This is a genomic window from Variovorax sp. YR750 (assembly GCF_900109805.1).
Lineage (GTDB): Bacteria > Pseudomonadota > Gammaproteobacteria > Burkholderiales > Burkholderiaceae_C > Variovorax > Variovorax gossypii.
The window spans coordinates 327413-340306 of sequence record NZ_FOBJ01000003.1 but is presented as its reverse complement, the minus strand read 5'-3'; the positions used below and the strand labels follow the sequence as shown (position 1 = coordinate 340306).

At 66.7% G+C, this 12894-nt stretch carries 10 protein-coding genes; 9 read left to right on the top strand and 1 reads right to left on the bottom strand.

Annotated elements, in window-relative coordinates:
• Positions 1–22: 22 nt before the first annotated feature.
• The gene (locus BMY35_RS08070; RefSeq protein WP_093196729.1) at positions 23–982 is read right to left on the bottom strand and encodes a LysR family transcriptional regulator; all 960 of its coding nucleotides are present in this window, start codon (positions 980–982) and stop codon (positions 23–25) included.
• Between the two features lie 149 nt (positions 983–1131).
• Between BMY35_RS08070 and BMY35_RS08065 the strand changes: the two genes are divergently transcribed.
• From BMY35_RS08065 to BMY35_RS08025, 9 genes are all read left to right on the top strand, one after another.
• Positions 1132–2586 (top strand): aldehyde dehydrogenase family protein, encoded by a 1455-nt coding sequence (locus tag BMY35_RS08065; RefSeq protein WP_093196727.1) that lies wholly within the window; start codon positions 1132–1134, stop codon positions 2584–2586.
• Positions 2587–2661: 75 nt separating this feature from the next.
• Positions 2662–3627 (top strand): ABC transporter substrate-binding protein, encoded by a 966-nt coding sequence (locus tag BMY35_RS08060; protein ID WP_093196725.1) that lies wholly within the window; start codon positions 2662–2664, stop codon positions 3625–3627.
• A 15-nt stretch (positions 3628–3642) separates the two neighbouring features.
• On the top strand, positions 3643–4713 hold the full coding sequence (chvE, locus tag BMY35_RS08055; RefSeq protein ID WP_093196723.1) for a multiple monosaccharide ABC transporter substrate-binding protein: 1071 nt from the start codon (positions 3643–3645) through the stop codon (positions 4711–4713).
• 38 nt (positions 4714–4751) lie between these two features.
• Positions 4752–6278, top strand: a complete 1527-nt coding sequence (gene mmsA, locus BMY35_RS08050) for a multiple monosaccharide ABC transporter ATP-binding protein (RefSeq protein WP_093197227.1) — start codon at positions 4752–4754, stop codon at positions 6276–6278.
• A complete protein-coding gene (gene mmsB / locus BMY35_RS08045) occupies positions 6265–7482 on the top strand; it encodes a multiple monosaccharide ABC transporter permease (RefSeq protein ID WP_093196721.1) in 1218 nt (405 codons plus the stop codon). Before mmsA ends, mmsB begins: the two co-directional genes overlap by 14 nt.
• Before the next feature lie 16 nt (positions 7483–7498).
• Positions 7499–9025, top strand: a complete 1527-nt coding sequence (locus tag BMY35_RS08040; protein ID WP_093196719.1) for a sugar ABC transporter ATP-binding protein — start codon at positions 7499–7501, stop codon at positions 9023–9025.
• A complete protein-coding gene (locus BMY35_RS08035; RefSeq protein ID WP_093196716.1) occupies positions 9022–10071 on the top strand; it encodes an ABC transporter permease in 1050 nt (349 codons plus the stop codon). Before BMY35_RS08040 ends, BMY35_RS08035 begins: the two co-directional genes overlap by 4 nt.
• A complete protein-coding gene (yjfF, locus tag BMY35_RS08030; protein WP_093196713.1) occupies positions 10068–11099 on the top strand; it encodes a galactofuranose ABC transporter, permease protein YjfF in 1032 nt (343 codons plus the stop codon). Before BMY35_RS08035 ends, yjfF begins: the two co-directional genes overlap by 4 nt.
• Positions 11100–11129: 30 nt before the next feature.
• Positions 11130–12878 (top strand): IlvD/Edd family dehydratase, encoded by a 1749-nt coding sequence (locus BMY35_RS08025; RefSeq protein ID WP_093196711.1) that lies wholly within the window; start codon positions 11130–11132, stop codon positions 12876–12878.
• The last annotated feature ends 16 nt before the right edge of the window (positions 12879–12894 follow it).

Genomic DNA, 12894 nt, shown 5'->3' with positions numbered 1-12894 from the left:
CCAGGTCCACGGATCGATCCGGTCAGTCGATCTCGAGCTTGCGTCCGTAGACGCTCATGCTCGCGGTCTTCAGCGCCTTCATCATCACCTTCGCCGCCGGCGACAGCAGCCGGTCGGTGCGCGTGATGATGCCGAAGGCGTCCATGTGGCAGGGCATGTCCAGCGGCAGCAGCGACACGATGCCGTGCGACGCGTAGTAGCGCGCCACGTCGGTCGCCAGCACCGCCACCATGTCGCTCTGCTGCAGCATGCGCGTGATGAAGAGCAGGGCCGAGCTCTCGATGGTGTTGCTCGGCGGCGCGAGGCCTTCCTCCTGGAACATCAGCTCGAAGCGGTGGCGCAGCACGCTGCCCGCGGGCGGCACGATCCAGCCGGCGCTCACCACGTCGCGCAGCGTGAGGCCGCTTACGCCCAGCAGCGGATGGCCGGGGCGCACCAGCGCACACACGGGCTCCTCGCTCAGGGCTTCGTAGCGCAGCTGCGACTTGTCGTGCTCGGCGAACAGGCGCGCCACGAGGATGTCGAGCTTGCCCTGCTCCAGCCGCTCGATCAGCACCGGGCTGGTCTCGATCTCCAGCGACACGCGCAGGTCGGGCTGCTCGCGCTTCACCATCGCCACGGCCGGCGGCATCAGCGTGAGGCCGGGCGCGGTGATGGCGCCCACGCTCACCTGGCCGAAGCGGCCTGCCTTGAGCGCGGTGAGCTCGTCGTGCGCCTGGTTCAGGCTCGCGAGCGCCACGCGGGCGTGGCGGATCATGGTCTCGCCGTACCAGGTCGCCCGCATGCCGCGCGGCAGGCGCTCGAACAGCGGCACCTCCAGCACGTCCTCCAGGTCCTTCAGCAGCTTGGACGCGGCCGGCTGCGTCATGTTGAGCACCTGCGCCGCGCGATGGATGTTGCCCTCCTCGGCCAGGGCCACGAGCAGCAGCAGCTGGCGGGTCTTGAGGCGGGCGCGGATGAACCAGTGGTTGTAGTTGGTCATGTCTCTGGAGCTTGAAACAAAGGACTGATCGGGTTTTCCAGAATCCGGCGATCGATATCCATTTTGCTTAAAAAACGATTGGATCGATATCAAATCTATACATAGACTGCCGGCACTTCAAGAACAACAGAGACAAGGTCCACGCCCCGGTGATCCATGGCGAGATCCATCAGAACGTGCGGCTCTACATCAACGGCCGCTGGGAAACCAGCGCGACCACCGGTGTGAGCGCCAATCCCTCGGACACCAGTGAAGTGGTGGCCGAGTACGCACGTGCCGATCGCCGCCAGGCCGAAGCGGCCATCCGCGCCGCCACCGAGGCCTTTCCCCACTGGAGCCACAGCACGCCGCAGCGGCGCGCCGACGTGCTCGACCGCATCGGCACCGAGCTGCTCGCACGCAAGGACGACCTGGGCCTGCTGCTGGCGCGCGAGGAGGGCAAGACGCTGGCCGAGGCGGTGGCCGAAGTGGCCCGCTCCGGCCAGATCTTCAAGTTCTTCGCGGGCGAAGCGCTGCGCGGCGGCGGTGGCGAGAACGTGGCCTCGGTGCGCGCGGGCGTGCAGGTCGACGTCACGCGCGAACCGGTCGGCGTGGTGGGGCTCATCACGCCGTGGAACTCGCCTTTCGTCGTTCCTGCGTGGAAGATCGCTCCCGCGCTGGCCCACGGCAACAGCGTGGTGTTCAAGCCGGCCGAGCTGGTGTCGGCCTGCGGCTGGGCGCTGGCCGAGATCATCAGCCGCGCCGCGCTGCCGGCCGGTGCCTTCAACCTCGTGATGGGCAGCGGCCGCGAGGTGGGGCAGGCGCTGGTCGACAGCCCGCTGGTCGATGCGCTGAGCTTCACGGGCTCGATGGCGAACGGCGAGCGCATCCTGCAGGCGGCGGCCGCGCGGCGCGCCAAGGTGCAGCTGGAGACGGGCGGCAAGAACGCGCTGGTGGTGCTGGCCGATGCCGACCTCGACCGCGCCGTCGACTGCGCGGTGCAGGGCGCCTACTTCTCCGCCGGCCAGCGCTGCACCGCGTCGAGCCGGCTCATCGTGGAATCGGCGGTGCACGACGCCTTCGTGGCGAAGCTGCGCCAGCGCCTGAAGACGCTGAAGATCGGCCACGCGCTGGAGCGCGGCGTCGACATCGGCCCGGTGGTCGACGAAGAGCGCCTCGCGCAGGACCTCGCGTGGGTCGACGTGGCGCGCGAAGAGGGCGCCGAGCACGTGTGGGGCGGCGAGGCGCTGGAGCGCGCCACCGCCGGCCACTACATCAGCCCCGCGCTGTTCCTCGCCAAGCCCTCGCACCGCATCGCGCGCGAGGAGATCTTCGGGCCGCTGGCCTGCGTGCTGCGTGCCGACGACTACGACGAGGCGCTGGCGCTGTGCAACGACACGCCCTTCGGCCTGTGCGCGGGCATCTGCACCAATTCGCTGAAGCACGCGATGCATTTCAGGCGCCATGCCGTGGTCGGCATGACGATGGTCAATCTGCCGACCGCGGGGGTGGACTTTCACGTGCCCTTCGGCGGCCGCAAGGGGTCGGGCTACGGGCCGCGCGAACAAGGGCGCCACGCCGCGGAGTTCTACACGACGGTGAAGACCGGCTACATGCTGGCCTGACCGGACGGGGTTTCAGCACGTCAACCGCCAACGCCAACCGGCAAATCCTCGGAATCATCAAGAAGGAGACATCCCATGACCATGAATCGCCGCACCCTCAACACCGCCCTGGCCGCAGCCGCGCTCGGCGGACTGCTGCCCGCCTCCGTGCTCGCGCAGAAGAAACTCGTGCTCGGCTTCGCGCAGGTGGGCGCGGAGAGCGAATGGCGCACCGCCAACACCGAGTCGATCAAGTCTTCCGCCAAGGAGGCTGGCATCGAGCTGAAGTTCTCCGACGCGCAGCAGAAGCAGGAAAACCAGATCAAGGCCATCCGCTCGTACATCGCGCAGAAGGTCGACGTGATCGCCTTCTCGCCCGTGGTCGAGTCGGGCTGGGAGACCGTGCTGCGCGAGGCCAAGGCCGCGAAGATCCCGGTGGTGCTGACGGACCGCTCCGTCAACACCAAGGACGACTCGCTCTACGTGACCTTCATGGGCTCCGACTTCACCGAGGAAGGCCGCAAGGCCGGCCGCTGGCTGGTCGAGAAGATGAAGGACCAGAAGGGCGAGGTGAACATCGTCGAGCTGCAGGGCACCGTGGGCTCGGCGCCTGCCATCGACCGCAAGAAGGGCTTCGAGGAAATCATCAAGGCCGACCCGAAGTTCAAGATCATCCGCTCGCAGACCGGCGACTTCACGCGCGCCAAGGGCAAGGAGGTGATGGAAGCCTTCCTGAAGGCCGAGGGCAAGAAGATCAATGTGCTCTACGCGCACAACGACGACATGGCCATCGGCGCGATCCAGGCCATCGAGGAAGCGGGCCTGAAGCCGGCGAAGGACATCGTGATCATCTCCATCGACGGCGTGAAGGGTGCCTTCGAGGCAATGATCGCCGGCAAGCTCAACGTGTCGGTCGAGTGCAGCCCGCTGCTCGGGCCCCAGCTGATGCAGGCCGTGAAGGACATCAAGGACGGCAAGACGCTGCCCAAGCGCATCGTGACGGTCGAGAGCATCTTCCCCATGGAAGTTGCCGCCAAAGAGTTTCCCAATCGCAAGTACTGAGAGCCCACACCCATCATGAAACGCAACTTCCTCAAGGCATCGCTCGCGGGCATCGCACTGGCCGTGGTCGGCTTCACGCCGTTGGCCAATGCGCAGGACAAGGGCCTGATCGCCATCTCCATGCCCACCAAGTCGTCGGCGCGCTGGATCGCCGACGGCGCCAACATGGTCAAGTACTTCAAGGACAAGGGCTACAAGACCGACCTGCAGTACGCGGACGACGACATCCCGAACCAGCTCGCGCAGATCGAGAACATGGTGACCAAGGGCTCCAAGGTGCTGGTCATCGCGGCCATCGACGGCACCACGCTGTCCGACGTGCTGCAGAAGGCCGCCGACAAGGGCGTGAAGGTCATCGCGTACGACCGCCTCATCAAGGGCTCGAAGAACGTCGATTACTACGCCACCTTCGACAACTTCCAGGTCGGCGTGCTGCAGGCGCAGTCGATCGAGTCGGCGCTGGGGCTGAAGAGCGGCAAGGGCCCGTTCAACATCGAACTCTTCGGCGGCTCGCCCGACGACAACAACGCCTTCTTCTTCTACAACGGCGCGATGTCGGTGCTCGACCCCTACATCAAGAGCGGCAAGCTGGTGGTGCGCAGCAAGCAGATGGGCATGGACAAGGTCGGCACGCTGCGCTGGGACGGCGCGGTGGCGCAGGCGCGCATGGACAACCTGCTGTCGGCCTTCTACACCAAGGACCGCGTCGACGCGGTGCTGTCGCCGTACGACGGGCTTTCGATCGGCATCCTGTCCTCGCTCAAGGGCGTGGGCTACGGCTCGGGCTCGCAGCCGATGCCGGTGGTGTCGGGGCAGGACGCGGAGATCCCGTCGGTGAAGTCGATCCTGCGCAAGGAGCAGAGCTCTACCGTGTTCAAGGACACGCGCGAGCTGGCCAAGGTGACGGTGTCCATGGTGGACGCGATGCTCTCGGGCAAGACGCCCGAAGTGAACGACACCAAGACCTACAACAACGGCATCAAGGTCGTGCCTTCGTACCTGCTCAAGCCGGTGAGCGTGGACGCGTCGAACTGGAAGACGGTGCTGGTCGACAGCGGCTACTACAAGGAAAGCCAGATCAAGTGAGCGTCGACGGTCGCACAGCCGATGCCGCCATCCTCGAGATGCGCGGCATCACCAAGACGTTTCCCGGCGTGAAGGCGCTGAGCAACGTCAACCTCAGCGTGCGCGCGGGGGAGATCCACGCGGTGGTCGGCGAGAACGGCGCGGGCAAGTCGACGCTCATGAAAGTGCTGAGCGGCGTCTACCCGTGCGACTCGTACACCGGCGAGATCTTCTTCGAGGGCGAGGAGCGCCGCTTCAGGGGCATCGCCGACAGCGAGAAGCTCGGCATCATCATCATCCACCAGGAGCTGGCGCTGGTGCCGCTGCTGTCCATCGCGGAGAACATCTTCCTGGGCAACGAGATCGCCAGCGGCGGCGTGATCGACTGGTTCGCCGCCTATGCGAGGACGCGCGAGCTGCTCGCCAAGGTGGGCCTGAAGGAGCCGCCGACCACGCTGGTGACCGACCTGGGCGTGGGCAAGCAGCAGCTGGTGGAAATAGCGAAGGCGCTGGCCAAGGAGGTGAAGCTGCTGATCCTCGACGAGCCCACCGCCAGCCTCAACGAGAACGACAGCGACGCGCTGCTGATGCTGCTGCTGGAACTCAAGCGCCAGGGTATCGCTTCGATCCTCATCTCGCACAAGCTCAACGAGATCGCCAAGGTGGCCGACTCCATCACCGTGCTGCGCGACGGCGCGACGGTGGAGACCATGGACTGCCGCGGCCAGCCCATCAGCGAGGACCGCATCATCCGCGGCATGGTCGGGCGCGACATGGCGCACCGCTACCCGCAGCGCGACCCGAAGATCGGCGAGACCGTGTTCGAGGTGCGCGACTGGCGCGTGCACCACGCGCTGCACGCCGATCGGGAGCAGATCAAGGGCGTGAGCCTGAACGTGCGCCAGGGCGAGATCGTCGGCATCGCGGGCCTCATGGGCGCGGGCCGCACCGAACTGGCCATGAGCGTCTTCGGCCGCTCCTACGGCCAGCGCATCAGCGGCTCGGTGTTCATGCATGGCAAGCAGGTGGACGTGAGCACGGTGCGCAAGGCCATCGACCACGGCATCGCCTATGTCACCGAAGACCGCAAGGGCCTCGGGCTGGTGCTCGAGGAAGACATCCGCAAGAACATCAGCCTCGCGAACCTGGATGCGATCGCCGACAGGTCGGTGATCGACAACGGGCGCGAGTTCAAGGTGGCCAATGAGTACCGCAAGGCGCTCAACATCCGCTGCTCGGGCATCGAGCAGCTGGTGGTCAACCTTTCAGGCGGCAACCAGCAGAAGGTGGTGCTGAGCAAGTGGCTCTTCACGAAGCCCGAACTGCTGATCCTCGACGAGCCCACGCGCGGCATCGACGTGGGCGCCAAGTACGAGATCTACACCATCATCGACAGGCTTGCCGGCGAGGGCAAGGGCATTCTCATGATTTCTTCGGAACTGCCGGAGCTGCTCGGCATGTGCGACCGCATCTACGTGATGAACGAGGGGCGCTTCGTCGCCGAGTTTCCGGCTGCGCAAGCTTCGCAGGAGCGCATCATGCACGCCATCGTGAGTTCAGGGAGTTCCGTTCATGTCGCAGCCTGAAGTCAACGCGGTGAAAGCCGCCGTTCCCGCGGCGGAGGGCGCATCGGCGAAGCTGCATGCCGGCTTCCTGAAGAACAACCTGCGCGAATACGGCATGCTGATCTCGCTGGTCGCGATCATGGTGCTGTTCCAGGTGCTGACCGACGGCACGCTGCTGCGGCCGCTGAACCTCACCAACCTGCTGCTGCAGAACAGCTACGTGGTCATCATGGCGCTGGGCATGCTGCTGGTGATCGTGGCGGGCCACATCGACCTGTCGGTGGGCTCGGTGTGCGGCTTCATCGGCGCGCTGGCTGCGGTGCTGATGGTGGAGTACGACTGGCACTTCGTGCCGACGGCGCTGGTGAGCATCCTCGCGGGCGCGGTCATCGGCGCGGCGCAGGGCTGGTTCGTGGCGTTCCGCAAGATCCCGTCGTTCATCGTCACGCTCGCGGGCATGCTGGTGTTCAAGGGGCTCACGCTGGCGCTGCTGGCGGGGCAGTCGGTGGGGCCGTTTCCGGTGGAGTTCCAGCGCCTGAGTTCGGGCTTCATTCCCGATCCGCTGGGCGGCGACACCTTGCGCACCACCTCGCTGATCGTCGGCGCGCTGGCCGCGGCGGCGCTGGTGTTCTTCAAGCTGCGCGGGCGTGCCAGGCTGGCAGCGCACGGCATGGAGCAGGAGCCGTACGCCTTCTTCCTGGTGAAGAACCTGTTCTTCGCGGCCATCATCCTGTTCTTCAGCTACCTGCTGTCCACCTACAAGGGCCTGCCCAACGTGCTGATCGTGATGGCGGTGCTGATCGTGGTGTACGACTTCGTCACCAACCGCACCACCGTCGGCCGGCGCATCTATGCGCTGGGCGGCAACGAGAAGGCGGCGCGGCTTTCGGGCGTGAAGACGCAGCGGCTGGCCTTCCTCACCTTCGTGAACATGGGCGCGCTGGCGGCGCTGGCGGGCCTGGTGTTCGCGGCGCGGCTCAACACGGCAACGCCCAAGGCCGGCCTGGGCTTCGAGCTCGACGTGATCGCGGCCTGCTTCATCGGCGGCGCATCCGCTTCGGGCGGCGTGGGCCGCGTGATGGGCGCGGTGATCGGCGCCTTCATCATGGGCGTGATGAACAACGGCATGTCGATCCTGGGCATCGGCATCGACTACCAGCAGGTCATCAAGGGGCTTGTACTGCTGGCGGCGGTTTTCATCGACGTCTACAACAAGAACAAGTAACGGGCAGCGGCACGACATGGCAGAAGACGGAAGCACCGCCGGCCCCGTACTCCAGCTCAGGGGCATCCACAAGCAGTTCGGCGGCATTCCGGTGCTGCGCGACGTGCGGCTCGACCTGCATCCGGGCGAGATCCACGCGCTCATGGGGCAGAACGGCGCGGGCAAGTCGACGCTGATCAAGGTGCTGACGGGCGTGCTGCCGTCCAGCGGCGGCGAGATGCTGCTCGAAGGCCGGCCGATCCGCCCGCACTCACCGCTGGAGGCGCAGAAGCTGGGCATCAGCACGGTCTACCAGGAAGTGAACCTGTGCCCGAACCTCTCCGTGGCGGAGAACGTGTTCGCCGGGCGCTATCCGCGCAAGGGCGCGGCGCAGGGCTTTCGCATCGACTGGGCGGCGGTGAACCGGCGCGCCGAGGAGCTGCTGGCGCGCATCGGCCTCGACATCGACGTGACGCGGTTGCTGTCGAGCTACTCGGTGGCGGTGCAGCAGATGGTGGCCATTGCGCGTGCGCTGGGCGTTTCGTCGAAGGTGCTGATCCTCGACGAGCCGACTTCCAGCCTCGACGACGACGAGGTGGAGAAGCTGTTCGAGGTGCTGCGCAGGTTGCGCGGCGAGGGGCTGGCCATCGTCTTCGTGACGCACTTCCTCAACCAGATGTACGCGGTGTCGGACCGCATCACCGTGCTGCGCAACGGTGCGTGGATCGGCGAGTGGCGCGCGGCCGATCTCGGGCCGCAGGCGCTGATCGCCGCGATGCTGGGCCGCGAGCTGGCGGCGCAGTCCGCGCGGCCGGCGGCCTTGCCCGCGTTCGACGAGGCCGCGCCCGCGCTGCTGCAGATCGAGGGGCTGGGGCAGGCGGGCCAGCTGCAGGCGACCGACCTGCGCGTGCGCGCGGGCGAGGTCGTCGGCATTGCGGGGTTGCTCGGTGCGGGCCGCACGGAGCTCGCGCGGCTGCTGTTCGGGTTGGAGACGCCGGATCGCGGCGTGCTCAAGGTCGACGGCCGCAGCGTCTCTTTCTCGAACCCGGCCGATGCGATCCGCGAAGGCCTGGCGCTGTGTCCCGAGGAGCGCAAGACGGACGGCATCGTCGCCGAGCTGTCGGTGCGCGAGAACATCGCGCTGGCCTTGCAGGCACGGCTGGGCACCAGGCGCTTTCTCTCGCATGCCGAGCAGACGGCGATGGCGGAGAAGTTCGTCGCGTCGCTGGGCATCAAGACCGCGAGCGTCGAGACGCCCATCGGCCTGCTGTCGGGCGGCAACCAGCAGAAGGCCATGATCGCGCGCTGGCTCGCGACCGAGCCGCGCCTGCTGATCCTCGACGAGCCCACGCGCGGCATCGACGTGGCGGCCAAGCAGGAGATCATGGAAGAGATCCTGCGACTCGCGAAGGCCGGCATGGCGGTGATCTTCATTTCCTCGGAGATGAGCGAGGTGGTGCGCGTGGCGCATCGCATCGTGGTGCTGCGCGACAGGAAGAAGGTGGGCGAGCTGCCGGGCGGCTCGACCGAGGACGAGGTCTGCGAAATGATCGCCGCGGCATGACGAACCCGAAGAAGAACCTTTTCTCGGCGGCGATGCATCACCGCCTCGCCTGGCCCATCGTCACGCTGGTGCTGCTGCTCGCGGTGAACACCGTGTTCAACGCCAGCTTCCTGCATCTCGAATGGCGCGACGGCCATCTCTACGGCAGCCTGGTCGACATCCTGAACCGCGCGGCGCCGCTGGTGCTGGTGTCGCTGGGCATGACGCTGGTGATCGCCACGCGCGGCATCGACATCTCGGTGGGCGCGGTGGTGGCCATCGCGGCGGCGCTTGCGGCCTGGATGATCGGCGGTTCGGTGTCCAGCGACACGAGCCGCTTTCCGATGCCGCTCGCGATCCTCGCGGCCATCGGCATCGCGCTGGTGTGCGGGCTGTGGAACGGCCTGCTGGTGGCGAAGGTGGGCATGCAGCCGATCATCGCGACGCTGATCCTGATGGTGGCGGGGCGCGGCATCGCGCAGCTGATCGCCGACGGGCAGATCATCACCATCTACTACAAGCCCTTCTTCTTCCTCGGCAGCGGCTACCTGCTGGGGCTGCCGTTCTCGCTGTTCATCGTGGCGGCGGTGTTCGCGCTGCTTTACCTGGCGATCACGCGCACGGCGCTGGGGCTGTTCGTCCAGGCGGTGGGCATCAACCCGACGGCGGCGCGCGTGGCGGGCGTGCAGGCGCGGCGGCTGATCGTCGGCGCTTATGCGTTCTGCGGCGCCTGCGCGGGCGTGGCGGGGCTGCTGATCAGCTCCAACGTGAAGAGCGCGGACGGCAACAACGCGGGCCAGCTCATCGAGCTCGACGCGATCCTCGCGGTGACGCTGGGCGGCACGGCACTGACGGGCGGACGCTTCAGCCTCGTGGGCAGCGTGATCGGCGCGCTGATCATCCAGACGCTGACCTACGCGATCTACTCGCTGGGCGTGCCGCCGGAGATCAACCTCGTGGTGAAGGCGGGCGTGGTGTTCGTGGTGATGCTGCTGCAGTCGCCGGAGTTCAGGTCGCAGGTGCGAATGCTGGTTCAGCGGCCGGTGCATGAAGGAGCGCGGCCATGAGCGCGGTGATCGAGAGCGCCGCTTCGCCGAAGCCTGCGCCCGGGCGTACGAACGGCAGGAGCAACGGAAGACTCAACCCGAAGTACCTCCCGCTGGTCGCGACCATCTCGCTCTTCGTGCTGGTGGCGACGCTGGGTTCGGTCTTCTACGACGGCTTCTTCTCGGCGCAGGTGTTCCTCAACCTGCTGATCGACAACGCCTTCCTCATCGTCGTTGCCGTGGGCATGACCTTCGTGATCCTCTCGGGCGGCATCGACCTGTCGGTGGGCTCGGTGATCGCGCTCACCACGATGGTGTCGGCCTCGCTGGTCGAGAAGCACGGCTGGAGCCCCGGTATCGTGATTCCGCTGGTGCTTGCGATGGGCACGGCCTTCGGCGCGTTCATGGGCGTGCTCATCGAGCGCTTCAGGCTGCAGCCCTTCATCGTCACGCTGGCGGGCATGTTCCTGGCGCGCGGCCTTTGCTACCTGATCAGCATTGACTCGATCAGCATCACCAACGAGTTCTACTCGGAGGTCTCGCAGATCCGCATCCCGGTGTGGGGCGAGGCCTCGGTGTCGATCAGCGCGGTGATCGCCATCGTGGTGCTGCTGGCGGCGATCTTCATCGCGCACTGCACTTCGTTCGGCCGCGCGGTGTACGCCATCGGCGGCAGCGAGCAGTCGGCGATCCTGATGGGCCTGCCGGTGCGCCGCACGCTCATCGGCGTGTACACGCTCTCGGGCTTCTGCTCGGCGCTGGCGGGCGTGATCTTCACCTTCTACATGCTCTCGGGCTACGGCCTGCACGCGATGGGGCTGGAGCTCGACGCCATCGCGGCGGTGGTGATCGGCGGCACGCTGCTCACCGGCGGCGTGGGCTACGTGGCGGGCACGCTCTTCGGCGTGCTGATGCTCGGGATCATCCAGACGCTCATTTCCTTCGACGGCACGCTGAGCTCGTGGTGGACGCGCATCGTCGTGGGCGCTCTGCTCTTCGTGTTCTGCCTGCTGCAGCGTTTCTTCACCTCGCGCGCACCACGGCGCTGACTTTCAATCTTTTCCCTCAGGACAACCCGCATGCCGGACACCCCTCCGAAGAAACTGCGCTCGACCGAATGGTTCGGGTCTGCCGACAAGAACGGCTTCATGTACCGAAGCTGGATGAAGAACCAGGGCATTCCCGATCACGAATTCGACGGCCGGCCGATCATCGGCATCTGCAACACCTGGTCTGAGCTCACGCCGTGCAACGCGCACTTCCGCAAGATCGCCGAGCACGTGAAGCGCGGCATCTCGGAGGCGGGCGGCTTTCCGGTGGAGTTTCCGGTGTTCTCGAATGGCGAATCGAACCTGCGGCCCACGGCGATGCTCACGCGCAACCTCGCGAGCATGGACGTGGAAGAAGCGATTCGCGGCAACCCGGTCGACGCGGTGGTGCTGCTCACCGGCTGCGACAAGACCACGCCTGCGCTGCTGATGGGCGCGGCGAGCTGCGACATCCCGGCCATCGTGGTCACGGGCGGGCCTATGCTCAACGGCAAGCTCGAAGGCAAGAACATCGGCTCGGGCACGGCCGTGTGGCAGCTGCACGAGTCGCTGAAGGCGGGCGAGATCAACCTTCACCAGTTCCTTTCGGCCGAAGGCGGCATGTCGCGCTCGGCCGGTACCTGCAACACCATGGGCACGGCCTCGACCATGGCCTGCATGGCCGAGGCGCTGGGCACCTCGCTGCCGCACAACGCGGCGATTCCGGCGGTCGATGCGCGGCGCTACGTGCTCGCGCAGATGTCGGGCATGCGAGCGGTGGAAATGGCGAAGGAAGGGCTCACGCTGTCGAAGATCCTCACGCGCGAGGCTTTCGAGAACGCGATTCGCGTGAACGCGGCCATCGGCGGATCGACCAACGCCGTGATCCACCTGAAGGCGATCGCGGGGCGCATCGGCGTCGAGCTGGAGCTGGAAGACTGGACGCGCATCGGCAGCCACACGCCGACCATCGTCGACCTGATGCCCTCGGGGCGCTTCCTGATGGAGGAGTTCTATTACGCGGGCGGCCTGCCGGCGGTGCTGCGCCGGCTCGGCGAGGCCAAGCTGCTGCCGCACCCCGGCGCGCTGACGGTGAACGGCCATTCGCTCTGGGACAACGTGCGCGATGCGCCCAGCCTCGACGACGAGGTCATCCGCCCGCTGGACAAGCCGCTGATCGCCGACGGCGGCATCCGCATCCTGCGCGGCAACCTGTCGCCGCGCGGCGCGGTGCTCAAGCCCTCGGCCGCGTCGCCCGAGCTGCTGAAGCATCGCGGCAAGGCGGTGGTGTTCGAGAACCTGGAGCACTACAAGGACCGCATCGTCGACGAGAACCTCGACGTCGATGCCAGCTCCATCCTCGTGATGAAGAACTGCGGCCCCAAGGGCTACCCCGGCATGGCCGAGGTCGGCAACATGGGTCTGCCGCCGAAGCTGCTGCGCCAGGGCATCAAGGACATGGTGCGCATCTCGGACGCGCGCATGAGCGGCACGGCCTACGGCACGGTGGTGCTGCACGTTGCACCTGAAGCGGCGGACGGCGGCCCGCTCGCGGCCGTGCGCGACGGCGACTGGATCGAGCTCGACTGCGACGCAGGGCGCCTGCATCTGGACATCAGCGACGAGGAGCTTGCTTCTCGGCTGGCTTCGCTATCCGCGTCCGACAAGCAGCCGATGAGCACGCGCGGCGGCGGCTACCAGAAGCTCTACGTCAACCATGTGCTGCAGGCCGACGAAGGCTGCGACTTCGATTTTCTCGTCGGCTGCAGAGGCGCCGCCGTTCCCCGTCACTCGCACTGATCAACACCCGTACACC